General features: G+C 61.8%; 21 protein-coding genes. 8 read left to right on the forward strand and 13 right to left on the reverse strand.

Annotation, left to right across the window (positions count from 1 at the left end; genetic code table 11):
• Nucleotides 1-148 precede the first annotated feature (148 nt).
• Together ald and FJ527_RS15675 are read left to right on the forward strand one after the other, a co-directional pair.
• The gene (gene ald / locus FJ527_RS15670) at nt 149-1,264 is read left to right on the forward strand and encodes an alanine dehydrogenase (RefSeq protein WP_140793731.1); all 1,116 of its coding nucleotides are present in this window, start codon (nt 149-151) and stop codon (nt 1,262-1,264) included.
• Between the two features lie 226 nt (nt 1,265-1,490).
• Entirely contained in the window at nt 1,491-2,795 is a 1,305-nt protein-coding gene (locus FJ527_RS15675) for an outer membrane beta-barrel protein (RefSeq protein WP_140619569.1), read from the forward strand.
• A gap of 231 nt (nt 2,796-3,026) precedes the next feature.
• Here the strand turns inward: FJ527_RS15675 and FJ527_RS15680 are convergent, their stop codons facing one another.
• The 5 genes from FJ527_RS15680 to FJ527_RS15700 form a co-directional block, all read right to left on the reverse strand.
• Entirely contained in the window at nt 3,027-3,494 is a 468-nt protein-coding gene (locus FJ527_RS15680; protein ID WP_140664374.1) for a DUF1203 domain-containing protein, read from the reverse strand.
• A gap of 201 nt (nt 3,495-3,695) precedes the next feature.
• Nucleotides 3,696-4,259 (reverse strand): GNAT family N-acetyltransferase, encoded by a 564-nt coding sequence (locus tag FJ527_RS15685; RefSeq protein WP_015317952.1) that lies wholly within the window; start codon nt 4,257-4,259, stop codon nt 3,696-3,698.
• Nucleotides 4,260-4,263: 4 nt separating this feature from the next.
• A complete protein-coding gene (gene sseA / locus FJ527_RS15690) occupies nt 4,264-5,160 on the reverse strand; it encodes a 3-mercaptopyruvate sulfurtransferase (RefSeq protein ID WP_140823548.1) in 897 nt (298 codons plus the stop codon).
• A gap of 37 nt (nt 5,161-5,197) precedes the next feature.
• On the reverse strand, nt 5,198-5,941 hold the full coding sequence (locus FJ527_RS15695; RefSeq protein WP_140823549.1) for an alanyl-tRNA editing protein: 744 nt from the start codon (nt 5,939-5,941) through the stop codon (nt 5,198-5,200).
• Entirely contained in the window at nt 5,941-6,975 is a 1,035-nt protein-coding gene (locus FJ527_RS15700; RefSeq protein WP_140717259.1) for a cysteine synthase A, read from the reverse strand. Before FJ527_RS15700 ends, FJ527_RS15695 begins: the two co-directional genes overlap by 1 nt.
• A gap of 223 nt (nt 6,976-7,198) precedes the next feature.
• On the opposite strand from FJ527_RS15700, the gene FJ527_RS15705 reads away from it, so the two are divergent.
• Nucleotides 7,199-8,020, forward strand: a complete 822-nt coding sequence (locus FJ527_RS15705) for an SDR family oxidoreductase (RefSeq protein WP_140619562.1) — start codon at nt 7,199-7,201, stop codon at nt 8,018-8,020.
• Between the two features lie 91 nt (nt 8,021-8,111).
• Nucleotides 8,112-9,086 carry an alpha/beta fold hydrolase gene (locus FJ527_RS15710; protein WP_140823550.1) on the forward strand — a complete coding sequence of 325 codons (975 nt, stop codon included), beginning with the start codon at nt 8,112-8,114 and terminating at the stop codon, nt 9,084-9,086.
• Between the two features lie 103 nt (nt 9,087-9,189).
• Here FJ527_RS15710 and FJ527_RS15715 read toward each other — a convergent pair whose 3' ends face one another.
• Complete coding sequence (locus FJ527_RS15715; RefSeq protein WP_015317958.1) at nt 9,190-10,611, reverse strand: DEAD/DEAH box helicase; 1,422 nt, start codon at nt 10,609-10,611, stop codon at nt 9,190-9,192.
• A gap of 409 nt (nt 10,612-11,020) precedes the next feature.
• On the opposite strand from FJ527_RS15715, the gene FJ527_RS15720 reads away from it, so the two are divergent.
• Nucleotides 11,021-12,553: an acyl-CoA carboxylase subunit beta gene (locus FJ527_RS15720; RefSeq protein ID WP_140823551.1), complete on the forward strand. Its 1,533-nt coding sequence runs from the start codon at nt 11,021-11,023 to the stop codon at nt 12,551-12,553.
• 33 nt (nt 12,554-12,586) lie between these two features.
• Here the strand turns inward: FJ527_RS15720 and FJ527_RS15725 are convergent, their stop codons facing one another.
• On the reverse strand, nt 12,587-14,116 hold the full coding sequence (locus tag FJ527_RS15725; protein ID WP_140823552.1) for an NAD(P)H-hydrate dehydratase: 1,530 nt from the start codon (nt 14,114-14,116) through the stop codon (nt 12,587-12,589).
• A 357-nt stretch (nt 14,117-14,473) separates the two neighbouring features.
• Here FJ527_RS15725 and FJ527_RS15730 point away from each other — a divergent pair, with 357 nt between their 5' ends.
• The gene (locus FJ527_RS15730; protein ID WP_006205430.1) at nt 14,474-14,812 is read left to right on the forward strand and encodes a P-II family nitrogen regulator; all 339 of its coding nucleotides are present in this window, start codon (nt 14,474-14,476) and stop codon (nt 14,810-14,812) included.
• A 67-nt stretch (nt 14,813-14,879) separates the two neighbouring features.
• Nucleotides 14,880-16,289, forward strand: coding sequence for a type I glutamate--ammonia ligase (gene glnA / locus FJ527_RS15735; protein ID WP_015317961.1), 1,410 nt, complete (start codon nt 14,880-14,882; stop codon nt 16,287-16,289).
• 664 nt (nt 16,290-16,953) lie between these two features.
• On the opposite strand, the gene FJ527_RS15740 is transcribed toward glnA, so the two are convergent.
• On the reverse strand, nt 16,954-17,994 hold the full coding sequence (locus tag FJ527_RS15740; RefSeq protein ID WP_140823553.1) for a glutamine synthetase beta-grasp domain-containing protein: 1,041 nt from the start codon (nt 17,992-17,994) through the stop codon (nt 16,954-16,956).
• 314 nt (nt 17,995-18,308) lie between these two features.
• On the opposite strand from FJ527_RS15740, the gene FJ527_RS15745 reads away from it, so the two are divergent.
• Nucleotides 18,309-18,503, forward strand: coding sequence for a DUF2735 domain-containing protein (locus FJ527_RS15745; RefSeq protein WP_140823554.1), 195 nt, complete (start codon nt 18,309-18,311; stop codon nt 18,501-18,503).
• A gap of 75 nt (nt 18,504-18,578) precedes the next feature.
• Here FJ527_RS15745 and FJ527_RS15750 read toward each other — a convergent pair whose 3' ends face one another.
• The 5 genes from FJ527_RS15750 to crcB all read right to left on the reverse strand — a co-directional run bounded on the left by FJ527_RS15750 (nt 18,579) and on the right by crcB (nt 23,788).
• Complete coding sequence (locus FJ527_RS15750; protein ID WP_140619549.1) at nt 18,579-20,468, reverse strand: MFS transporter; 1,890 nt, start codon at nt 20,466-20,468, stop codon at nt 18,579-18,581.
• 177 nt (nt 20,469-20,645) lie between these two features.
• On the reverse strand, nt 20,646-21,437 hold the full coding sequence (locus tag FJ527_RS15755; RefSeq protein WP_015317965.1) for an ATP12 family chaperone protein: 792 nt from the start codon (nt 21,435-21,437) through the stop codon (nt 20,646-20,648).
• A gap of 12 nt (nt 21,438-21,449) precedes the next feature.
• Complete coding sequence (locus tag FJ527_RS15760) at nt 21,450-22,322, reverse strand: DMT family transporter (protein WP_051041371.1); 873 nt, start codon at nt 22,320-22,322, stop codon at nt 21,450-21,452.
• A gap of 47 nt (nt 22,323-22,369) precedes the next feature.
• Entirely contained in the window at nt 22,370-23,350 is a 981-nt protein-coding gene (locus FJ527_RS15765; RefSeq protein ID WP_140664341.1) for an RluA family pseudouridine synthase, read from the reverse strand.
• Between the two features lie 63 nt (nt 23,351-23,413).
• Nucleotides 23,414-23,788, reverse strand: a complete 375-nt coding sequence (crcB, locus tag FJ527_RS15770) for a fluoride efflux transporter CrcB (protein WP_140664338.1) — start codon at nt 23,786-23,788, stop codon at nt 23,414-23,416.
• Between the last annotated feature and the right edge of the window lie 35 nt (nt 23,789-23,823).

Raw genomic sequence — 23,823 nt, forward strand, 5'->3', positions numbered from 1 at the left:
TTCCTGCGAAAATCCGTTTATTTTTTGCAACAAATATCGAAACCGGCCTGTTCGCGCAAGCGCATTCGCAAACACCTGCACGCCGATTCATGGTTCACTCCAGCACTACAGGGAGTGAGCCCAAAAGGGCCCGGATCAGGAGAAGAAAATGCGCATCGGCTGCCCCAAGGAAATCAAGAACCACGAATACCGTGTCGGCCTGACGCCGGGCTCGGTTCGCGAATATGTCGCCCATGGCCATGAAGTGCTGGTCGAGACCGGCGCGGGCGCCGGCATCGGCGCCGATGACAATGCCTACCGCGCTGCCGGCGCCGTCATCGCCAAGACGGCCGCCGACGTGTTCGCCAAGTCGGACATGATCGTGAAGGTCAAGGAGCCGCAGCCCAATGAATGGGCACAGCTGCGCGAAGGCCAGATCCTGTACACCTATCTCCATTTGGCTCCGGATCCGGAGCAGACCAAGGGCCTGCTCGCCTCGGGCGTGACGGCGATCGCCTACGAAACCGTGACCGACGATCGTGGCGGCCTGCCGCTGCTGGCCCCGATGTCGGAAGTCGCCGGCCGCTTGTCGATCCAGGCCGGCGCCACGGCGCTGCAGAAGGCCAATGGCGGCCGCGGCGTGCTGCTCGGCGGCGTACCCGGCGTGCTGCCGGGCAAGGTCACCGTGCTTGGCGGCGGCGTCGTTGGCCTGCACGCGGCCCGTATGGCCGCCGGCCTTGGCGCCGATGTCACCATCATCGACCGCTCCATCCCGCGCCTGCGCCAGCTTGACGACCTCTTCGCCGGCCGGGTCCACACCCGTTACTCGACCGTCGAGGCGCTCGAGGAAGAATGCTTCTCGGCCGACATCGTCGTCGGCGCCGTGCTCATCCCGGGCGCCGCCGCACCGAAGCTCGTCAGCCGCGAAATGCTGTCCGGCATGAAGAAGGGCTCGGTACTGGTCGATGTCGCCATCGACCAGGGCGGCTGCTTCGAGACCTCGCACGCCACCACCCATGCCGAGCCCACCTACGAGGTCGACGGCGTGATCCACTACTGCGTTGCCAACATGCCAGGTGCCGTGCCGGTCACCTCGGCCCACGCGCTCAACAACGCGACGCTGCACTATGGTCTGCAACTCGCGGACAAGGGCCTGAAGGCTCTGGTCGATGACCATCACCTGCGCAACGGCCTAAATGTCCACAAGGGCAAGATCACCAACCGCGCGGTCGCCGAAGCGCTCGGCTACGAACTGGTCGAGCCGAAAGCAGTGCTGGCGGCTTAATATACCCGGAATATACCCAGAAAAAGTCAACTCACACTCTTGCCCGCCGGTTCACTCCGGCGGGCTTTTTGCTTTGGGCAATGATGCGCCAAACCCGCTTCCCAGAGGACCATCGAAGCGTGTGCCGTAAGGGCACTTTACCCCCTATTGTTGCATTTTTGTCATACCCGTCTTGGCCGACTCCCTGCTAGGAACATCTTGGGCTTATTGATTAGGGGTACGGGCTATGTTTCTTCGCGTTTCAGCGAAATCTATTCTTCTTAGTGCAGTATCGGCGGTGGCAATTATGTCAGTCGCGCATGCCGCTGATGTTGTGCAACCGGTCGAGGCATCCGGTTTTAACTGGAGTGGCGTTTATGTTGGCTTCGGTATCGGCGCCGGAGCCAACTCGCACAAGCTCAGCAGCGATTTCATCCCCGGTCTGTCTTTGGATGGCATCGGCGGTGAAGGGGTCTACGGCGAACTTACCGCTGGTTACGACTATATGGTGTCGCCCCGCTTCCTTCTGGGTGGGCTTGTCGATGTCCATGTTGGCAACATTGAAACGTCGCTGGATGTCGGCCCTTTCGACGCGTCTATTCAGGAGACATACGGCTTCGATGCCGGTTTGCGTGCTGGTTACCTGATCACGCCGACTACGCTGGGCTACGTCATGGGCGGCTATTCCTGGCAGAAGTACAAGCTCGATACCAATGCCGGTTTCGGCTTCGATTGGGACCAGAGCGGATATTTCGTCGGGGGTGGTCTCGAAACCGCGATCAACAGCAACTGGACGATCAAAACAGAATACCGCTACACCCGCTTCGGCACCAAGGACGATCTCCTTTCCGAAGCTGGCATTCCTTCGCCGGACGGCGCACTCAATCTCGACACGTCGCGTCACACATTCCAGGTTGCCGCCAGCTATCGCTTCGGTGCGCAGAACGGAGCCGCCGCTTCGTTTGAAACACCCGCCTACAACTGGACCGGCTTCTATATCGGTGGTGGCTTGGGCGCCGGCGCATCGGTGCACCAGCTCGAAATCCCGCCGCTTCTCGGTGCCAAGTTCAACGGCCTTGGTGGTGAAGGCGTGCTTGGCGAGTTGAACGTCGGCTATGATCATGACTTCGGCAGCTGGGTTGCGGGTGTCATGGTCGATGCTCGTTATTCGGGCATGACCAGCCAGCTCGACATCCCAGGCGGCTCGATCAATCTGGATACGGACTACGGCTTCGATGTGCTGGGCCGCGTCGGCATGAAGATGAACGAATCGACCCTTGCCTATGCACTGGCTGGCTATAGCTGGCAGCATTTCGATCTGAACGCTTCCGATCCGGTCGGTGATATCATCGACTGGGGTTCCAGCGGCTTCTCAGTCGGTGGTGGCCTGGAAACGGCAGTGTCGAGCAACGTCACGCTCGGTCTGGAATACCGCTATTCGCAGTTTGCCAAGAAGGATTTCTCGTCGGATCTCGGCCTCCCCGACGACTCCATCACTTCCAAGGCTTCCTTCCATACCGTGCGTATCGGCGCGAAGTACAAGTTCAACTAAGCCCCCTCCAGGCAAACAGTCGAAGCCCGTCGGCCATGCCGGCGGGCTTTTTTGCGGCGAAAGACGTTAGGGCCGAACGCGGCAACAAAAAAGCGGAGCCAAAGCCCCGCTTCCTCGATATCAAGATTGCCGCCGGTTCATCCGCGGTCGGCCAATCGATCGACACTGGCTTTCTAGCGCGTCTATGCGACAGCAGTGCGACAGAGACTTTCTGCCGCCAATCCCTTGATCTTATGCGCGCTCGATGCGGCACTGATAGCAATTGTTGCGCGCCGAGCGGACATGCACATAGGCAATGTCCTCACGCTCCAACAAAGTCTCGGCTCGTGCGGCAATTGCTCCGGTCGGGATAATGCCACCGCTGCCGTAGACGATGCGATCATCGCCGCCATAGCCGCGCACGATATAGTCCGGGCTGTCGAGGATCTCCGGCGGCTCCCTTGTCCCGACGGCACGCTCGCATTCCTGGGCATGCAGGAAGATCGGCCCGGTTTCTGCATAGGGCTGAGGGTCTGGAAATGGCCGGTAGGCGAGGATGAGATAGACATCGCCGGCGGCGATATTCCTGAGACAATGACGGCAAGGCATCCCGTCGCCGTCAGAGATTTTCCGCTCGGGCGTACGGCCATAGGCATCGGGGCCGCCGCGCTGCAGCGCCCTGACATTTTCGGTCGGCAGAGCTGTGAATTGGATGGTCATCGTAAGATCTCCGGTACTGGCGACCGGAAACTATGCGCTCGCCGCCGTGCTTCCCACCCGATTCCTGCCAAGCGTGCATGAGCCGATCCGATGTCGGATCCTCCCTTCGAGCTCCGGGAGGGCCACCGAAATCGTTAATCGGCTAATCAGTTCGACAATCCCTTGATGAATCATCGAAGCGGCGGCGGATTCCGGCTGAACTTACGGCCGCATGACGCTGGCCGAGCGCTCGGCGAAAGGCAGGGGATGCACGACTTCCTTCTTCTGCGCCACCGGCTTGAAACCGAGCTTCTGGTAGAGCGGTAGCGCGGCCGGGTGGTCGAGCGTGCAGGTCTGCACCGTCACCCTTTTCGGCCCATACGACCATGCCGCGGCAATCGCCGAACCAAGGAACCAGCGGCCGATGCCTTGACCGGTGGCATGTTCCATCATGCCGAAATAGGCGAGTTCGACTTCCTCGGGCAGATGCGGCTTGAGATCGAAGAAGCCGGCCGGCGCACCGTCGAGATAGAGCACCCTGATGTCGCGATCCTCGCGGTGGATTCCGGCTGACAGCTCATCGTCATTCAGCCTCAGAACATTCACCCAGTGCCATTTGCGTCCCACCCGGTCCATCAGGTAGCGATAGAAGTGCAAGGGAATGTCCCTGGTTTTCAGCAGCGCGACCTGGCGGTTGTAGGGTACCGGTGGCGAGACGGGCGGTGGGGCATGCATTTCGAGAAAAGTCACCGTGACCTCAATGTCCTGCAGCACGCCGTTTTCCATCAATTCATTCCTTGCCGGTCGTTGCTGGGCCGGTCGTTGCTGGGCCGGTGGTCGCTGGGCCGGTCACGACTGGTGTATTGGGCAATCCGCCCCACTCGGTCCATGAGCCGTCATAAAGCCTGTTGTCGGTATGGCCAAGCGTCTCCAGCGCCAGCGTGACCACCGCGGCGGTGACGCCGGAGCCGCAGGATGTGACCACGGGTTTGGATAGGTCGATACCGGCGTCCTCTATCACCTTGCGCAAACGGTCCTTCGGCAGCAGCCTGCCGTTTTCCGACAGTGCGGAGTACGGCACATTGCGCGCGCCCGGCATGTGGCCGGAGCGGATGCCAGCGCGGGGCTCGGGTTCGCTGCCGGTGAAGCGGCCCGGCCCACGGGCATCGACGATCTGTGCTGTCTTTGTATCGACAATCCGGCGCATATCGGCCAGACCGACGACGCGACCGGCGTCGAAATCGGCATGAAAGACGCTTGGCGCGATCTTCGTCGGCTCGGCCGTTACCGGCCGGCCGGTCGCCTTCCAGCCATCAAAGCCGCCGTCCAGAATATAGGTCTGGAAGACACCCATGATCCGGAACATCCACCATGCCCGCGGTGCGGAGAAAAAGCCCGGGCCATCATAGACGACGATGGTGTCATCGGCCGAAACGCCCATCGCGCCGACATATTGGGCGAAATGCTGCGGGGATGGCAGTGTATGCGGCAAGGCAGCGTCAGGATCCGAAACCGCGTCCTGGTCCAGGAAACGGGCGCCAGGAATGTGAGCCGCATCATACTCGGCGCGCGCGTCGCGCCTTTGTGCAGGCAGATACCAGGAGGCGTCAATGATCGTCAGGCCCGGCTGGCCGAGGCGTTCCTGCAGCCAGTCCGCATCGACGGTAAAAGGACTGTCTTCGGCCATTCTTTTCTCCTGCCGCCTTTTGATGGTGTCTGTCTGTTCAGTTCGCCGGCATCGGGCCGAAGCGGATGCGGAAGCGCCTGTTCTCCCGGCCCTTCTTTTCGATCTTGCCGATGTGGATTTCGCCGATTTCGCCGGTGCTCCTCACATGGGTGCCGCCGCAGGGCTGGCTGTCCACCGAGGCATTGTCACCGATGCAGACCAGACGGATCTTGCCGGTGCCAACAGGCGGTCGGACGTTCTTGGACTTCACCAAGCCAGGATTCGCGGCCAATTCCTCGTCGCTGATCAGCCTGGTGAAGATGGGGTGATCGGCCCGCACCAGATCCATCATGCCGGCGGTCACCTCTTCCTTGGCGAAGCTGGCGTCTGGAATGTCAAAATCGACACGGCTGTCGTCCTCGGAAACCGCCGCCCCGGTGATCGGGAACGGGCAGACAACGGTGAGCAGGTGGCAAGCCGCATGCATGCGCATCAGCAGATGCCGGCGCTCCCAGTCGATGGCGAGCTTCACCGTCTCGCCCACCTCCGGCAAGGCCTGCTCCGGTGACGGCACATGGATGATCTCGTCCTTGGTCTCGCCAGTGATCGTGGCGGCAATTGCGACGCGGCTGCCGTCGGCACGCTCCAACGTGCCGCTATCGCCCGGCTGGCCGCCGGAAGTGGCATAGAAGATCGTCCGGTCGAGGATGATGCCGCCGCGCTCATTGATGGCGACGACCGTGGCATCCGCCGTGCGGAGATAGGCGTCGTCGCGAAACAGCGCTTCGGTCCGGTGCGCCATCACGTGACCTTCTCGAAGGGCACTGAAATCTTGCTCTGCAATTCCATCCAGCCTGGTACCGGCAGTTGCTTTTCGCGCAGGAATTCGGGGTTGAATAGCTTCGACTGGTAGCGCGTCCCGTAGTCGCAAAGGATCGTCACGATGGTGTGGCCCGGACCCAATTCCGCAGCCAGCCGCATCGCGCCGGCGATGTTGATGCCGGTCGAGCCGCCGACGCACAGGCCTTCCTCCTGGATCAGGTCAAAGACGATCGGCAGCGCGTCCTCATCCCTGATCTGGTAGGAGAAGTCAGGCGTGAAGCCTTCGAGGTTGGCGGTGATGCGCCCCTGCCCGATGCCTTCGGTAATCGAACTGCCTTCTGACTTCAGCTCGCCGCTGGTGTAGAAACTGTAGAGCGCGGCGCCGAGAGGGTCGGCGAGCGCGATCTTGACGTTCTTGCTCTTGGCCTTCAATCCGAGCCCGACACCGGCCAGCGTTCCGCCCGACCCCACCGCCGAGACAAAACCGTCGACCTTGCCGCCGGTCTGGGCCCAGATTTCCTCGGCCGTGGTGCGGATATGGCCATCGCGGTTGGCGACATTGTCGAACTGGTTGGCCCAGATCGCGCCGTTCGGTTCGCTCCTGGCCATCTGCTCCGCCAGCCGTCCCGACAGTTTTACGTAGTTGTTGGGATTCCTGTAAGGCACGGCCGGCACTTCGATCAGCTCGGCGCCGAGCAGCCTGATCGTGTCCTTCTTTTCCTGACTCTGCGTATCCGGAATGACGATGACAGTGCGATAGCCCAGCGCCTTGGCGACGAGCGTCAGCCCGATGCCGGTGTTGCCGGCGGTTCCCTCGACGATGACACCGCCCGGCTGCAACAGGCCGCGTTGTTCGGCATCACGGATGATGAACAGGCCGGCGCGATCCTTAACCGACTGCCCCGGATTCATGAACTCGGCCTTGCCCAGGATCTCGCAGCCGGTTTCTTCGGAAGCCTTGTTGAGGCGGATCAGGGGCGTGTTGCCGATCGCGTCGATCACTGAACGGGGCATTCGGGATTCCTTGTATGCGTGCGCCGAAACCCTAGAAACCCAACGCTTCGGTTTCAAGGCAAGAATTCGTCTGGTCCAGTCGCATTTCCGGCGCTGCGGTGTATGGATGTCGCCGGGGACCGGTGGACACCGGACAGTTCATTTGCACCCGCGTCGAGAAGCACTCTTTTCATTCGATTTCTCCACCGCTAGAGCAAGACATAACAACTCGGCAGGGCGCAGCATGACACTCTATCGGGCCGATCCGAAACACGGCGTTGCCTGGGTCACCGGCGGCAGCAGCGGCATTGGCCGCTCGCTGGCCAGGGATCTGGCGTCACAAGGCTATGCGGTGGCTGTGACAGCGCTGGACGACGATCCGATCGACACGCTCATCGTCGAGACCGCGCAGATGCCGGGCAAAGTCGTGTCCTTTCCCTGCGACGTCACCGACGAGCCGCGCATGGCAAGAACGGTGGCGGCGATCGAGAACGACCTCGGGCCGATCGTGCTCGCCATCTTCAATGCCGGAAATTACATCTCGACACCCGGAGAGTCCCTCGTCGTCAAGGATTTCCGCCGCTCCTTCGAAGTCAACTATTTCGGCATCATCAATGGGCTGGTGCCTGTCGTCGAGCATATGCGGGTGCGCGCGCGTGGGCATGTCGTTCTGGTCGGCTCGGTGACCGCCTATTTCGGCTGGCCGACCACGGCGGCCTATGGCGGTACCAAGGCGGCTATCAACATTCTGGCCGAGTCGCTGAAATATGATTTCGACAAGATGAACATCCGCGTCCAGGTGATTAACCCCGGTTTTGTCGACACGCCATTGACCGAAAAGAACATGCTGCCGATGCCTGGCCTGATGCCGGTGGGCCGCGCGACGCGCCGCATGGTGCGGGGAATCAAATCCGGCGGCTTCGAAGTGACGTTCCCGTACAGAACGAGCTGGCCGTTGAAAATTCTCGGCATGCTGCCAAGGCCGCTATGCCGATGGGTGATCAGCCTGACGACCAGCTGGAAAGCGCGCCCGCTGCATTATGAGCGCAAACCGCCCAACAAATAATGCCCACAGGATTGGTGGCTTGGCCGCCTGAACGGCCGTTGCCTGTTCATGGCCACCACCATAGTTTGAATGTTGTTGCGTGGAGTCTGCGATGGGGCGACGGATCGTGCTTGCTGTGCTGGGCCTGATCGCCGTCCTTGCACTGACCTTCCTACTGGGTCCACGCGTACCCGTCGACACCACGATCCATTTCGATCCTTCCGCCATCGGCGACGACCCACAGGCCTATGTGGCAAAAGTGGAGGCTGCCGTACCCGGTATCCGCGACGGGCTGGAGAAGGAGATCGTCTGGGCCAACCCAATGGTGCACGCAAAGACACCGCTGTCGATCGTCTACATCCACGGCTTTTCCGCATCGAAGGGCGAGAGCCGACCCTTGCCCGACGACGTGGCCGACCAGCTCGACGCCAACCTGTTCTACACCCGCCTCACCGGCCACGGGCAGGACGGCGCGGCGATGACGCAAGGCAGCGTCAACGCCTGGATCAACGACTATGAGGAGGCGCTCGCCATCGGCCGGGCAATCGGCGACAAGGTGATCGTCATCTCAACGTCGACCGGCGGCGCGCTGGCGGCCTGGGCGGCGACGCAGCCCGGGGCGTCCGAGGGTGTGGCGGCCATTGCATTCATCTCGCCCAATTTCGGCGTGAAAGCATCCGGCGCCGAGATCCTGACCATGCCCTGGGGCAAGCAGATCGCCGAACTCGTCGCCGGCAAGGAACGCAGCTTCGCGCCGCGCAACGCGCTGCATGAGAAATTCTGGACCACCAGATATCCGATCGCCGCGACGATGCCGATGCAGGCGCTGACCGACCTTGCCTATGGCGCGCCGGTGGAGAAGGCGACCATTCCCGCCCTGTTCATCTTCTCGGATATAGACAGGGTCGTGCGACCCGACCGCACGCGTGAGATCGCCGCGCGCTGGGGTGCCGCGCATGAGCTGGTGCCCATCGAAAGCACTGGCGATCCAGACAACCATGTCATTGCCGGCGACGCGCTATCGCCATCCACCACCGCATTCCTGGCGCAACGGATTGCCGTCTGGATCGAAGCGGTGGCGAAGTGAGGTTGGAAGACAAAACGGCGGCTGAAGCAATGTTCAGCCGCCGTTTCATTCGTAGTCGGCACCAGGCAACCGTTAGGAACTGGCCGGTTGCCGCGAGGTTTCGTTAGGCAGCCCGTGCGGCCGGACGCTTGCCGCCGAAGCGGCGCTTGTTGTTGCCCTTGAAGGGTTTTGCACCTTCCGGCTTGCGCTCACCGGCAAAGGCCGGCTTGTCGCCGAAACGCTTCTTGCCGAAGCCGTTGTTCGGCTTCTTCTCGCCGCCCGGCCGCCTGCCGTCGCGACGGCCATTGCGGTCGCGATCGTTGGCAGGTTCGAAGCGCTCGTTCTTTTCCGCAGGATTGCGTGCGGGATCGGGGCTGCCGAGATGGTCGGCAACGATTGGCAGCTTCGTGCGGATGATGCGCTCGACCTGACGCAGCTTGCTGTTCTCCGAAGGATCGCAGAGCGTGATCGCGATGCCATCCATACCGTTGCGGCCGGTGCGGCCGATACGGTGGACATAGCTTTCGGCTTCGTCCGGCAGGTCGAAATTCACGACATGGCTGATGCCGGGCACGTCGATGCCGCGCGCGGCGATGTCGGTCGCGACCAGAATGCGCACCGATCCATCACGGAAATCATTCAGTGCCTTCTGACGGGCATTCTGCGACTTGTTGCCATGAATGACGGCGGCCTTGAAGCCGTCGCGTTCCAGGTCCTTGGTCACCCGGTCCGCGCCATGCTTGGTGCGCGAAAAGATGATGACGGACTTCATCGCTTCGTCGGCGAGCATCGTCGACAGAACCTGACGCTTCTGCTTGGTGCGGGCGAAGACGACGCCCTGGACGATCTCTGCCGCCGCGGTGCTTTGCGGCGAGACCTCGATGCGGACCGGGTTCTTCAGGAGGCCCTTGGCGAGTTCGGCGATCTCGTCCGGCATGGTGGCCGAGAACAGCGCCGTCTGACGATCGGGCGCGGTCGCCTTGGCGATGCGCTTGACGTCGTTGATGAAGCCCATGTCGAGCATGCGGTCGCCCTCGTCCAGCACCAGCCATTTGGTGTCGGAGAGGATGAGGTCGCCCTCGCGCACCAGGTCGGTCAACCGGCCGGGCGTGGCGATGAGGATATCGACGCCGGGAGCAACCTTCTTCACCTGGCTGAAGCGCGAGACACCGCCCAGCACGAGTGCCGTCGAGACATGCGCGCCCTTGGCGAGGATCTTGATGGTGTCCTCGATTTGCACCGCGAGTTCGCGGGTCGGCGCCAGGATGAGCGCGCGGGTCGTCTTGGCGCGCCGCTTGGTGCCGAGTGCGATGATCTTCGACAGGATCGGCAGCGCGAAGGCAGCGGTCTTGCCGGAGCCGGTCTGGGCGATGCCGAAAATGTCACGGCCTTCCAGCTGCGGCGGGATCGCCTGCATCTGGATCGGCTTCGGTTCGGCGAAGCCGGCATTGTGGGTGGCCTTGAGCAGCGCACCGGTAATTCCCAGCGCCGCGAAACCGGAGAGTTCCGCGGTGTCGTTGCCGGGCAATGTGTTTTCGTTGGTCAAAATAATCTTCTTTCACGCGGCCTCTGGCCGCAAACGTCAATGGCGGCAGGGCGCAACCTGCCGTCGAAAATTTGATATGAAACGACAAGGCGGGCGGACGCGTGCGTCCACTCGGCTGCGCTGTCGTGCCCGCAGGCTTCATGCCACGGGGCTTTTTCGCCACTTTGTGATGTACCGGAAGAGGGCCGATATACCGGAAAGAGGGAAAACAGACGCAACCAGTCTCATTTGTCGAGAAGGCCGGAATCTCCCGGCCCAAGCGCCTATGGGCTGCATATGGCTGAGTTCGGCCTGGAATGCAAGGGGCGCAACGTTGCGGTGCAGCAAAAACCAGCCAAAAAGCCGACGCTTGCACTCCCCGACCGGCATCATTACCACAAACGCAGCTTCCGATTTTGGGGATCGAACGATGAAGGACGTGCTGAAGGAACTCGAGCGGCGGCGCGACATCGCCCGCTTGGGTGGTGGCCAAGCCCGTATCGATGCGCAGCACAAGAAGGGCAAACTCACCGCGCGCGAACGCATCGAAGTGTTTCTCGACGAAGGCTCGTTCGAGGAATTCGACATGTATGTCGAGCACCGCTCGACCGATTTCGGCATGGAGAAGACAAAGATCGCCGGCGATGGCGTCGTCACCGGCTGGGGCACGGTCAATGGCCGTCCCGTTTACCTCTTCGCCAAGGATTTCACCGTCTTCGGCGGTTCGCTGTCGGAAGCCCATGCCGAGAAGGTCATCAAGGTGCAGGAGATGGCGCTGCGCAACCGTGCGCCAATCATCGGCCTCTACGATGCCGGCGGGGCGCGTATCCAGGAGGGCGTGGCAGCCCTCGGCGGCTATGCCGAGATCTTTCAGCGCAACGTGCTTGCGTCCGGCGTCATTCCGCAGATTTCGGTCATCATGGGCCCATGCGCCGGCGGTGACGTCTATTCGCCCGCCATGACCGACTTCATCTTCATGGTGCGCGACACCTCTTACATGTTCGTCACCGGACCGGACGTGGTGAAGACCGTGACCAATGAGACGGTGACCGCCGAGAGCCTCGGTGGCGCGTCGGTGCACACGACGAAGTCCTCGATCGCCGACGGCGCCTATGACAATGACGTCGAGGCGCTCTTGCAGATGCGGCGGCTGATCGACCTGTTGCCAGCTTCCAACACGTCGGAGATCCCCGAGATCGAATGCTATCAGTCGGTCACCGACCATGACATGTCGCTCGACCGGCTGATCCCCGACAACGCCAACAAGCCTTACGACATCAAGGAATTGATCCTGAAGGTCGCCGACGAAGGTGACTTCTTCGAGATCCAGCAGAGTTTTGCCAAGAACATCGTCACCGGTTTCGGCCGGGTCGAAGGCCGTACCGTTGGCTTTGTCGCCAACCAGCCGATGGTGCTGGCCGGCGTGCTCGATTCCGACGCCAGCCGCAAGGCGGCGCGCTTCGTGCGCTTCTGCGACTGTTTTTCTATTCCCATCGTTACCTTTGTCGATGTTCCAGGCTTTTTGCCGGGCACGGCGCAGGAATATGGCGGGCTGATCAAGCACGGCGCCAAGCTGCTTTTCGCCTATGCCGAGGCGACCGTGCCGAAGATCACCGTCATCACCCGCAAGGCCTATGGCGGCGCCTATGATGTGATGGCGTCAAAACATCTGCGCGGCGACATGAACTATGCCTGGCCGACGGCGCAGATCGCCGTCATGGGGGCGAGAGGCGCGGTCGAGATCATCTACCGCAAGGACATCGGCGATGCCGAAAAGATCGCGGCCCATACAAAGGCATACGAAGACCGCTTCCTGTCGCCTTTCGTGGCCGCCGAGCGCGGCTATGTCGATGAGGTGATCATGCCGCATTCGACCCGCCGCCGCGTAGCGCGCGCGCTACGCATGCTGCGCAACAAGGATATGCAGAACCCCTGGAAGAAGCACGACAACATCCCACTGTGAACGGCATCGAGGTCATCGCTCAAGTGCGGTTGATCAGCGCCCTCCTCTGGCAGCCACCAGTTCGCGCAGCACCGGCACCATCGCCAGCGGCAAATCCTCGGCGATCAACCCCGGCCCGAACCGACTGCCGGCCTCGGCATGGATCCAGACCGCCGCGCAGGCCGCTTCGAAAGCCGGCATGCCTTGGGCAAGCAGGCCGGCCGTGATGCCGGACAACACATCGCCCGATCCTGCGGTGGCAAGCCAGGCCGCGCCATTGGAATTGATCGCCGCTCTGCCATCGGGAGCGGCGATCACCGTGTCGGCGCCCTTGTAGACGATGACGGCATTGGCGCGCGCGGCCGCCACGCGTGCCTTGTCCAGCTTGGACGAGACATTGTCATCGGCGATGTCCGCGAACAGCCTGGCGAACTCGCCTTCGTGCGGCGTCATCACCAGCGCGGGCGCGTCCGGCCTGCGGGCGGCTTCGAACAAGACATCCGGCGCCTCACGAAACGAGGTGATCGCGTCGGCGTCGAAGACAAGGCCGTCAATTCCGGCGGACGCGGCCGCCGGCTTGCCCGACGCGAGTAGCGCAAGTGCGAACGCCCGGGTTTTCTCACCGATGCCAAAGCCGGGTCCGAGCACAAACGCCGATGGCCGGCGCTCCCTGACGAATGCTTCAATGTCGGCAGCATCGTCGGCCTTGCGCAGCATGATCGAGGTCAGGTGCGCGGCATTGACCTGCATGGCGTTGCCCGGCGACAGAACCGTCACCGCCCCTGCCCCGCTTCGGGCAGCGGCTAGCGCTGAGAGCCGCGCGGCGCCTGTGGCGCTCGGCCCGCCGGAAAAGACGCCGACATGACCGCGCTTGTATTTGTGGGCATCGATGGCCGGCACCGGCAATTCGCGCTGCCAAAGCGCTGGTCCGTTCTCGAACGTGCGGGGCTGCAGCGTTGCGATGATCTCCGCCCCGATGCCGATATCGGCAAGCACGATCTCGCCGCATCTTTCCCGGCCCGGCAGCAGCAGATGGCCGGGCTTCTTGCGCGCGAAGGTCACGGTGAGCTCTGCTGAAAACGATGTGCCGAGCACTTTGCCGCTGTCACCGGAAATGCCGGAAGGCAGGTCGACCGCGACAACCCGCAAGTTCAGCTTGGCCGCCAGATCGACCGCCCTGGCGGCGTCGCCGGACAGCGGCTTGGACAGCCCTGCCCCATAAAGCGCATCGACCACGATCGAGCGGGGACCGGGATCAAAGTCCGATAGCGGCCGGGGCTTGATGGGGCATTCCGCGGCGGCGAGTGCCGCGTCGCTACCCAGCCTCGGCGGGCCAGACGTCCAGATCGTGGTGGCGACACCGCTGCCGGCCAGAATGCGAGCGACGACATAACCGTCGCCGCCATTGTTGCCCGGGCCGCATAACACATGGACATGCGCTGCCGAGGGATAGCGGCTGAGCACTTCGGTCGCGACGGCCTGCCCGGCACGGCGCATCAATCCAACGCCGTCGGTTGGACCTGCTGCAATTGTCAGCCGATCCGCCTCGCCCATCTCGGCGGAGGTAAGAAGTTCGTGGCTCATGGATTGCCGATCCGCATTCGATCAAGCATTGTCCAGTTTTCGGCGCGACGCAAACGGGGAGGAGCTGGCGCTGTCATGAGCACGTCGATCGGCGCGAGGATTGCAGGCACCGATCTGCCCGCAGGATGAGCAATTTGCCCGAATATTGGGCAGACATGCACAGTCGTGCCGGGTAGGCTGCAGCCATCTATGCCGCTTCCGATGCAGCGAATGACGCGAATTTGCATATGGGGGTGACATGACTTTGAAATCGTATGACACCGCTTCCGTTCCCTCCGACTGGCACAGTTCGTGCTTGATTGAGGCGCAAGCGGGGGCTCACAACCCGTTTTTTTGGCAGTGGAGGCCACTTTTTACATGAAAAAGATCGAAGCGATCATCAAGCCATTCAAGCTGGACGAAGTGAAGGAAGCGCTTCAGGAGGCCGGACTGCAAGGCATTACCGTGACCGAGGCCAAGGGGTTCGGGCGCCAGAAGGGTCACACCGAACTCTACCGCGGCGCCGAATATGTCGTCGACTTCCTGCCCAAGGTGAAGATCGAGGTCGTGCTCGGCGACGATGCCGTGGAAGGCGCGATCGAGGCCATCCGCAAGGCGGCCCAGACCGGCCGCATCGGCGACGGCAAGATCTTCGTCTCCAACATCGAGGAAGTGGTGCGCATCCGCACCGGCGAAACCGGAATGGACGCGGTTTGATCCGAGCCGGCCATCCTCTAAGAAACGTCATCCATCAAAAAACGTCAGCACACAGGGATTACATGACATGACGACAGCCAAAGACATCATGAAGCAGATCAAGGACAACGACGTGAAATTCGTCGACCTGCGCTTCACCGACCCGAAGGGCAAGCTGCAGCACGTCACCATGGATGTCGTCGAGGTCGAGGAAGACATGTTCGCCGACGGTGTCATGTTCGACGGCTCCTCGATCGCCGGCTGGAAGGCCATCAACGAATCCGACATGGTGCTGATGCCCGATCCGGACACCGTCCACATGGACCCGTTCTTCGCGCAGTCGACCATGGTCATCCTGTGCGACATTCTCGATCCGGTCTCGGGCGAATCCTACAACCGCGACCCGCGCGGCACCGCCAAGAAGGCCGAGGCCTACATGAAGTCGGAAGGCATCGGCGACACCATCTATGTCGGCCCGGAAGCCGAGTTCTTCGTGTTCGACGACGTGAAATACAAGGCCGATCCGTATAACACCGGCTTCAAGCTCGATTCGACGGAACTGCCGTCGAACGACGACACCGATTACGAGACCGGCAACCTCGGCCACCGCCCGCGCATCAAGGGCGGCTATTTCCCGGTGCCGCCGATCGATTCGGCGCAGGACATGCGCTCCGAAATGCTGACCGTACTCGCCGAAATGGGCGTGCGCGTCGAAAAGCACCACCACGAGGTGGCAGCCGCCCAGCACGAGCTCGGCATCAAGTTCGACACGCTTGTCCGCAACGCCGACAAGATGCTGATCTACAAGTACGTCGTGCACCAGGTCGCCAATGCCTATGGCAAGACGGCCACCTTCATGCCGAAGCCGATCTTCGGCGATAACGGCTCGGGCATGCACGTTCACCAGTCGATCTGGAAAGGCGGCAAGCCGACTTTCGCCGGCAATGAATATGCCGGTCTTTCGGAGAGCTGCCTGTTCTACATCGGCGGCATCATCAAGCATGCCAAGGCGATCAACGCCTTCACCAACCCGCTGACCAACTCCTACAAGCGCCTGGTGCCGGGCTACGAGGCGCCGGTGCTGCTTGCCTATTCGGCGCGCAACCGTTCGGCTTCCTGCCGCATCCCGTTCGGCAGCTCACCAAAGGCCAAGCGCGTCGAAGTCCGCTTCCCCGATCCGGGCGCGAACCCCTACCTCGCTTTCGCCGCCATGCTGATGGCAGGTCTCGACGGCATCAAGAACAAGATCCATCCGGGACAGCCGATGGACAAGGATCTCTACGACCTGCCGCCGAAGGAACTGAAGAAGATCCCGACCGTCTGCGGTTCGCTGCGCGAAGCGCTCCAGAGCCTCGACAAGGACCGCGGCTTCCTGAAGGCCGGCGGCGTCTTCGACGACGACCAGATCGACAGCTATATCGAGCTCAAGATGGCCGAAGTGATGCGCTTCGAAATGACCCCGCATCCGGTCGAGTACGACATGTACTATTCGGTCTAGGATTCCGCTCGAATAATGTTTCAAGGCCCTTGAAGGTTTTCCCCTTCAAGGGCTTTTTGCTGATCCAAAGGCTCATCGATGGATTGCGTGCGGCCAGCCACGCAACGATGGTCAACTTGCTTTTTTGGGGGACGCAATCAATCGCCAGGAGCGAGCGGCACACTGCCTCAGGCTGCAATGCCCGCTCGTCCGGCGCCCCCGCCAATGCCGTCGTTCACGAAACCCCCGCCCCGTTCGAACAGCATCGCTTGGCGTAACCCCAAGGCCACGAATACGCATGCCGCGGCGTAGCCTGTCAACGCCACCACACGGAGGCGTAAATCGCCGATTTCAATGTATGAACAGTGGCTTATATAAAGGACCGCCGCGTACGAACCGAGCTGAAACAGGCTGTTTTCCGGGCTTTTTCAATGAAAACTTGGAACCGCACGAGACGAGTAGCGGCAAGGAGCGTCAGCCAAAGCCGCTCGTTTCGGTGAAACCGCTCGTTGTTTTTCAACCTGACTTTTTTTGGGGGAATTCGCCGCTCCGGGGCAGTCGGTGACGACGCTGACCGCGCGTGGCGTCATGTCGGGTCGGTAAAAAGAAAGGCCCGGGCGCTTCCGCCCGGGCCTTTATTGCAAGAACATCCATCTGCCGCGCATTGAAGCGCCCGCAAAACGGATCAGGCGGCGGCCGAAATCTCTGCGCTCGCCGGCACCGAAGCGATCGTCTTCAGGATCTGCGAGGCGATCTGGTAGGGGTCGCCCTGCGAGTTCGGACGGCGGTCTTCCAGATAGCCCTTGTAATCGTTCTTGACGAACGAATGCGGGACGCGGATCGAGGCGCCGCGATCGGCGATGCCGTAGCTGAACCTGTTCCACGGCGCGGTCTCGTGTTTGCCGGTCAGACGTTTGTCGTTGTCCGGGCCGTAGACGGCGATGTGGTCCATCAGGTTCTTGTCGAAAGCCGCCATCAGCGCTTCGAAATAGGCCTTGCCGCCGACTTCACGCATATAGGTGGTCGAGAAATTGGCATGCATGCCCGAGCCGTTCCAGTCGGTGTCGCCGAGGGGCTTGCAGTGGTATTCGATGTCGATGCCGTACTTTTCGGTCAAGCGCTGCATCAGATAGCGGGCCATCCACATCTGGTCGGCGGCCTTTTTGGAACCCTTGCCGAATATCTGGAATTCCCACTGCCCCTTCGCCACTTCGGCGTTGATGCCTTCATGGTTGATGCCGGCCGCGAGGCAGAGATCAAGATGTTCCTCGACGATCTGGCGCGCAACGGAGCCGACATTCGAGTAGCCGACGCCGGTATAGTACGGCCCCTGTGGTGCGGGATAGCCGCTCTCGGGGAAGCCGAGCGGACGGCCGTCCTTGTAGAAGAAATATTCCTGCTCGAAGCCGAACCAGGCGCCTTCGTCGTCGAGGACGGTGGCGCGCTTGTTGGATGCATGCGGCGTAACGCCGTCGGGCATCATGACTTCGCACATGACGAGCACGCCGTTGGTGCGGGCCGGATCGGGATAGACCGCGACCGGCTTCAGCACGCAATCGGAGCTGTGGCCCTCGGCCTGCTGCGTCGAGGATCCGTCGAAACCCCACAGCGGCAGCTGCTCGAGCGTCGGGAACTCAGCGAATTCCTTGATCTGCGTCTTGCCGCGAAGATTCGGGACCGGGGTGTATCCATCGAGCCAGATATACTCGAGCTTGTATTTGGTCATTCTAGAGCCTCTCGTTGCTTGGACACCGCAAGCAGGCGGATGTCGATGCATGGCCGAAACAGGCCGGCCTGCCGATGGATAAAAAAGCAATTCGTGTGCCACTCGGCTCTCGCAGGGTGCGGCAAAATGATCGTGCCCAGGCGATTATCTTAATGAGCCGCCTCAGCAATGCATGCGGATGATCCAGGCAGCAATATTGCTTAAATCATAGGCAAATCATGATCTTTTCATAGGCATATTGCCTAAATGAATCGCAGGACCTATTTTGGTGAAAGCTGAATCAACGAGCGCCTGAAAAAGCGGGGACACCGGCAATGCAAGTCACGCAATCGCGTCCGTCGGCGAAAATCCTGATGTTCCCGCTGGCAGCGCGCAGGACTGCCTTAAATTTAGGCGCCAAGGCCAAATTCGCGGCAGAGCTTGCCGCGCTTCGCGGCGAGCACGCCGATTTCGATGGCTGGTATCACGAGGCCGCCGTCGAGGAAGAAGACCCGCAGCGGAAGGGCTGAACCCTTCCACGTCGATCTTGAATAAAAAAGCCCGGCGCGATCGCTCGCGCCGGGCTTTTCGTTCTGGCCTACCGACTATTCCTTGGCGTGCAGGTCGGTGCCGAGCGTGTCCTTGACGAAGATCATGCCGATGATCAGCGTCATCGCCGCGATGACCACCGGATACCAAAGGCCGTAGTAGATGTCGCCCTTGTAGGCGCTGAGCGCGAACACCGTCGCCGGCAGCAGGCCGCCGAACCAGCCATTGCCGATGTGGTAGGGCAATGACATGCCCGTGTACCGAATGCGAGTCGGGAACATCTCGACAAGGATCGCCGCGATCGGCCCATAGACCATGGTCACGAACAGGACCAGGATGAACAGGATGCCGATCGTCATCGGCCAGTTAACCGCCGCCGGATCGGCGAACATGGCAAAGGCACCGCCGCCCGGTATGTTGTAGACGGTGACCTCGGGTGCGCCCGCTGCCTCATCGGCGGTCAAGAGCTTGTCCTTAACCGCCTGGTCGGTCGGCACCGCTGCCTTTTCACCGCCGCGGATGGCGGCTGCGTCGAGCTTAAGTTCAGGATTGGCTGCGATGAAGGCATCGAGTTTCTGGTCCGCGACCTTGATCGGCGCTCGCTTCAGCGGATAGCCGCCGTCCTGCAAGGACATGTTGACTGCCTTGACGAAGGCGGCGTCCTTGGCCTTGGCCTGATCGCCGGCGGCGACCGCATCGTAGGACGCCACTGTCTCTGTACCGATCTTGACTGACGCAGGCGTCCCGGCCGCAGCCGTCGACACCACTTCATAGGGAACCGAGTTCTTGGTCAGGAACGAAGTCGCGATGTCGCAGGACGTCGTGAACTTCGCCGTGCCGACCGGATTGAACTGGAACTTGCAGTCGCCGGGAGCTGCCGTCACCGTTGCCCGAGTGCTCTGCTGAGCCTTGGCGAGCGCCGGATTGGCGGCCCAGGTCAACGCCTTGAACAGCGGGAAGGTACAGACGATGGCCAGCGCAAGGCCAGCCATGATGATCGGCTTGCGGCCGATCCTGTCGGAGAGCCAGCCGAAGACGACGAAGAAGATCGAGCCGATAGCCAGCGCGATGGCGATCATGATGTTGACCGACTGCGCGTCGACCTTCAGCACGTTCTGCAGGAAGAACAGCGCGTAGAACTGGCCATTGTACCAAACCACGGCCTGACCGGCGGTGAGGCCGAGCAGCGCCAGGAGCGCGATCTTGGCGTTCTTCCACTGACCAAAGGCTTCCGAGAGCGGCGCCTTTGAGCCCTTGCCTTCGTCCTTCATCTTCTGGAAGGTCGGAGACTCCGAGAGTGACAACCGGATCCAGATCGAAACGGCGAGCAGCAGGAAAGAGACGATGAACGGAATGCGCCAGCCCCAGGCGGCGTAGGTCTCCTTGCTCAGCGATCCCTGCACGATCAGGATGACGATCAGCGACAGGAACAGGCCGAGCGTCGCTGTTGTCTGGATCCACGAGGTGTAGAAGCCACGGCGGTCATCGGGTGCATGTTCGGCGACATAGGTCGCCGCGCCGCCATATTCGCCGCCCAGCGCCAAACCCTGCAGCATGCGCAGGACGATAAGGATCACCGGAGCCGCGATGCCCAAGGTTGCATAGCCGGGCAGCAGACCGACCAGGAAGGTCGACAGGCCCATGATCGTCATTGTGACCAGGAACGTGTATTTGCGGCCGACGAGGTCGCCGATGCGACCGAACAGCAGCGCGCCGAACGGGCGAACCAGGAAGCCTGCGGCAAAGGCCAGCAGCGCGAAGATGTTGCGCGTTGCCTCGGGAATGGTCGGACTGAAAAAGGTCGAGCCGATGAAAGCCGCCAGTGAGCCGTAGAGATAGAAATCGTACCATTCGAAAACAGTGCCGAGCGAGGAAGCGAAGATGACTTTCTTCTCCTCCCGCGTCATGCCGCGGCTCGTTCCGCCGGCGGTCGATGCCATTGCCATAGAGCTATCCTCCCGTGAGACTTCGATGCTGTGCGCCGACGTCCGCGTTCTCCTCCGAACGCGGACTCAAAGACGCAGCCAACACAGGAAAAATGGCAGAAAGGGCGGGGAAAGGGCACCGCGACGATGGGATTATGACTTTCGTATTAGGTGCAGTGCGAAGGCGGAGCGAAGCCCTCAGGCCCGCAGCGCTTCGAGCAAGCTGACGGCGGCCATCATGTCCCGTTTGCGAGCGGCGCGGCGCGCGACGGCTTCGGCGTCCTGTCCCCACTGTGCGATCTGCCAGTCCTCATCGACATGGCCGGCGGCCCAGGCCTCCTCGCCGTCGAGCTCGCCGAAATCGACCGCCAACGCCAGCAATGCCGAGCCGGTCAACGATGTCATGACATGGATGGCGGCAAGGCGCAGCGGTTCGGCGCGTTGCGCCAGATGGCTGCCCAGCACGGCAATGGTTTCGCGTGGCTGCTCGACATGGATGATGCCCTCGGCAAGGTTGAAACGGGCCCCAAGTGCTGCGCGAGCCCAGTCGATGACGGGATCCCACCGCTCGTTCTGCCGCTCGACCAGCCCTTGCGGGGCATCGGCGCGATAACAGAGCAGATCCGACGAGGCAAAACGCAGAATGTCTTCCAGCACCGCCTGCGGATCGCTGGCTACGCCATCGATGGCGGTGTTGACCAGCCGCATCACCGGCATCGTCATCGGATTGATCGTCTCGCCCTGTTCCGCGAACTCGCCGGCAACCAGCGTCGCGGCCGCCTCGGTCGGCAGCGCCAGCATTGCCTTGCCCGGCGTGCGCACCGGCTTGCCGTCGAGATGGACGGCAAAGCCACCTTCCGCCGACGCGACCGAGACCTCCTTATAGAAGCGCTTGGGCAGCGGCGTCTTCATCTGAATCTGGGCGCGACGCACCGGATCCGGATCGGAAAGATACTTGCCCGCTTCGAGGTCGTTGAGGATATCACGCATGAAGTGCCTTTCTTACACCGGTATCAGCTTGCGTGCCGGCCGGTTGACGATGATCAGGCCGGCCGCAATCAAGCCAAGTGCAAGAAAAATGCGAATGGTCAGCGGCTCGTTCAAGATGATCGCACCGCACAGGACACCGAAGACCGGCGACAGGAAGGTGAAGCTGGACAAGCCTGAAGCCGGATAGCGGCGCAGCAGCCAGAACCAGAGCACATAGGTGAAAGCGACGATATAGACCGCCTGGAAAAGCAGCGCCAATGTCGGCAACAGGGACGGATCGCGCACCGGTGGGCCGGCAAGAGGCAGCACCATCATGCCAACGATCGCCGCGCCGGCGAGTTGATAGAGCAGCAGTTTTTCCGCACTCGCCTCGACCAGTTTTGATCGTTTGATAAGGATATTGGTCAGGGCCCAGAAAAACCCCGAACCGAGGCTCAGGAGATCACCGAACAGCATGTCTCCGCTACCGCCGAGCTTGTCGGAAAAGACCGTGGCAAGACCGGCGAAGGCCAACAGCAGGCCGAGAAACTTGCGCATGGTGATCTGTTCGCCGAGCAGGAAATGGCCGCCGATCAGCATCCAGAACGGCATTGAGTTGACCAGCAGCGTATTGCGCGCCACGGTCGTATGCTCCAGGCCAACGTAGAGACAAAGGAACTCAACGCCGAAAAGCACGCCGACCGCAATGCCCGCCGGCAATGTCCCATCCCTGCTGAACAGCGCAATGCCGCGCCAGCGGCACCAGAGAAAGACGCAGAAACCACCGATGACCGAACGCGCGATCGATAGGAAGACGGGATCATAGCCTGCATAGGAGATCTTGGCGGCGACGTAGTTCAGCCCCCAGGAAAAGGTCAGGCCGACCATGATGGCGGCTGCGGCCATGTCGACCGCGTCGCGCCGATCGAGCGCATCGGTGGCGCCGCTCACGGTTAGTCCTCCGCGCTGGCGTCGTCGAAGCCGATCAGGTTCCAGCTCTGGCGCATATGCGGCGGCATCGGAGCGGTGACGTCGATGACGCCCTTGTCCGGGTGCGGGATAATGATGCGGCGCGCGTGCAGATGCAGGCGGTTTTGAATGCCGCCAGGAAAATCCCAGTTGGTGTCGGCCTCGAAGTATTTCGGGTCGCCGATGATCGGGCAGCCGATATGGGCGGCATGGACGCGAAGCTGGTGTGTGCGGCCGGTATAAGGTTCCATCTCCAGCCAGGTCATGGTCTGCGCCGCCTGCTCGATAATGCGATAATAGGACACGGCATGGTCGGCGCCTTTTTCGCCATGCGCGGCAATGCGCACGCGGTCGCCGTCCGGCGTAGCCTCCTTGATCAGCCAGGTCGAGATCTTGTCCTCGCGCTTGGGCGGCACGCCCTTGACCAGCGCCCAGTAGGTCTTCTTGGTTTCCCGCGCCCGGAACGCCTCTGAAAGCTTCATCGCGGCCAGCCTGGTGCGGGCCACCACCAGCACGCCCGACGTGTCGCGATCGAGCCGGTGCACCAGCCGCGGCTTCTCGCCTTTCTGGTTGCGCCAGGCTTCCAGCATGTCGTCGACATTGCGGGTAACGCCGGAGCCGCCCTGAACGGCGAGGCCCGCCGGCTTGTTGAAGACGAAGACCTTGGGATCCTCGTGGATCAGCATCTTGGCGAGCACATCGGCGTCGCCCTGGTTGCGGATCGAGTGGCCGGTGAGCGCACTCTCGCCCTTCTTGTCCACCTCGAGCGGCGGAACGCGGACCATCTGCCCCGGCTCGACGCGGGTGTCGGCCTTGACCCGGCCGCCATCGACGCGGATCTGGCCGGAGCGCAGCAGCTTCTGTAGATGGCCGAAGCCAAGGCCCGGGAAATGCGTCTTGAACCAGCGATCGAGCCGCATGCCCGCCTCGCCGGCCTCCACAGTGATCTGTTCAACGCCTGCCATGTCTTCTTCGCTTATCCGTTTCCCGAGCAGGGCTCTTGGCCTGCGCTTGGCGCGGCAATAACATTATGAAACGGTTCTTGCGAGCCAAAGTCCCAGAAACAGGGCAATGATCGCGCCAACGACGCTGGCAAGCGCATATCCGAATGCCGGCAGTGTCGAGCCTCGTTCCCACAGGGCGGCGAAGTCGAGCGAAAAGGCGGAGAAGGTGGTGAAGCCTCCGAGAATGCCGGTAGCAACGAACAGCCTGACCTCATCGGACCCGCCGCGACGCGCAAGGATGGCGATGAACAGCCCCATCGCAAACGAGCCGACGATGTTGATCGCCATCGTGCCCCAGGGATAATTGGGACCGACGAGGCGCAGCGCGCCCATGCTGGTCAGATGGCGGATGCCGGCGCCGATGCCGCCGCCGACGGCTACGAGAAGCAGATTGAACATAGAACTTTACTGCCCCCGCGAGGGCGCCGGCGTCA

Origin of the sequence: Mesorhizobium sp. B2-4-18 (assembly GCF_006441385.1) — a bacterium.
Lineage (GTDB): Bacteria > Pseudomonadota > Alphaproteobacteria > Rhizobiales > Rhizobiaceae > Mesorhizobium > Mesorhizobium australicum.

Bases quoted from the DNA above. Each gene is read 5' to 3' on its own strand.
- glnA (WP_015317961.1), top strand. From the start codon at position 14,880: ATGACGACAGCCAAAGACATCATGAAGCAGATCAAGGACAACGACGTG.
- FJ527_RS15675 (WP_140619569.1), top strand. From the start codon at position 1,491: ATGTTTCTTCGCGTTTCAGCGAAATCTATTCTTCTTAGTGCAGTATCG.
- FJ527_RS15700 (WP_140717259.1), bottom strand. From the start codon at position 6,975: ATGCCCCGTTCAGTGATCGACGCGATCGGCAACACGCCCCTGATCCGC.
- FJ527_RS15685 (WP_015317952.1), bottom strand. From the start codon at position 4,259: ATGGAAAACGGCGTGCTGCAGGACATTGAGGTCACGGTGACTTTTCTC.
- FJ527_RS15760 (WP_051041371.1), bottom strand. From the start codon at position 22,322: ATGGCCGCAGCCGCCATCATGGTCGGCCTGACCTTTTCCTGGGGGCTG.
- FJ527_RS15755 (WP_015317965.1), bottom strand. From the start codon at position 21,437: ATGCGTGATATCCTCAACGACCTCGAAGCGGGCAAGTATCTTTCCGAT.
- FJ527_RS15725 (WP_140823552.1), bottom strand. From the start codon at position 14,116: ATGAGCCACGAACTTCTTACCTCCGCCGAGATGGGCGAGGCGGATCGG.
- FJ527_RS15730 (WP_006205430.1), top strand. From the start codon at position 14,474: ATGAAAAAGATCGAAGCGATCATCAAGCCATTCAAGCTGGACGAAGTG.
- FJ527_RS15765 (WP_140664341.1), bottom strand. From the start codon at position 23,350: ATGGCAGGCGTTGAACAGATCACTGTGGAGGCCGGCGAGGCGGGCATG.
- ald (WP_140793731.1), top strand. From the start codon at position 149: ATGCGCATCGGCTGCCCCAAGGAAATCAAGAACCACGAATACCGTGTC.
- FJ527_RS15695 (WP_140823549.1), bottom strand. From the start codon at position 5,941: ATGGCGCACCGGACCGAAGCGCTGTTTCGCGACGACGCCTATCTCCGC.
- sseA (WP_140823548.1), bottom strand. From the start codon at position 5,160: ATGGCCGAAGACAGTCCTTTTACCGTCGATGCGGACTGGCTGCAGGAA.
- FJ527_RS15680 (WP_140664374.1), bottom strand. From the start codon at position 3,494: ATGACCATCCAATTCACAGCTCTGCCGACCGAAAATGTCAGGGCGCTG.
- FJ527_RS15745 (WP_140823554.1), top strand. From the start codon at position 18,309: ATGCAAGTCACGCAATCGCGTCCGTCGGCGAAAATCCTGATGTTCCCG.
- FJ527_RS15750 (WP_140619549.1), bottom strand. From the start codon at position 20,468: ATGGCAATGGCATCGACCGCCGGCGGAACGAGCCGCGGCATGACGCGG.
- FJ527_RS15740 (WP_140823553.1), bottom strand. From the start codon at position 17,994: ATGACCAAATACAAGCTCGAGTATATCTGGCTCGATGGATACACCCCG.
- crcB (WP_140664338.1), bottom strand. From the start codon at position 23,788: ATGTTCAATCTGCTTCTCGTAGCCGTCGGCGGCGGCATCGGCGCCGGC.
- FJ527_RS15705 (WP_140619562.1), top strand. From the start codon at position 7,199: ATGACACTCTATCGGGCCGATCCGAAACACGGCGTTGCCTGGGTCACC.
- FJ527_RS15720 (WP_140823551.1), top strand. From the start codon at position 11,021: ATGAAGGACGTGCTGAAGGAACTCGAGCGGCGGCGCGACATCGCCCGC.
- FJ527_RS15710 (WP_140823550.1), top strand. From the start codon at position 8,112: ATGGGGCGACGGATCGTGCTTGCTGTGCTGGGCCTGATCGCCGTCCTT.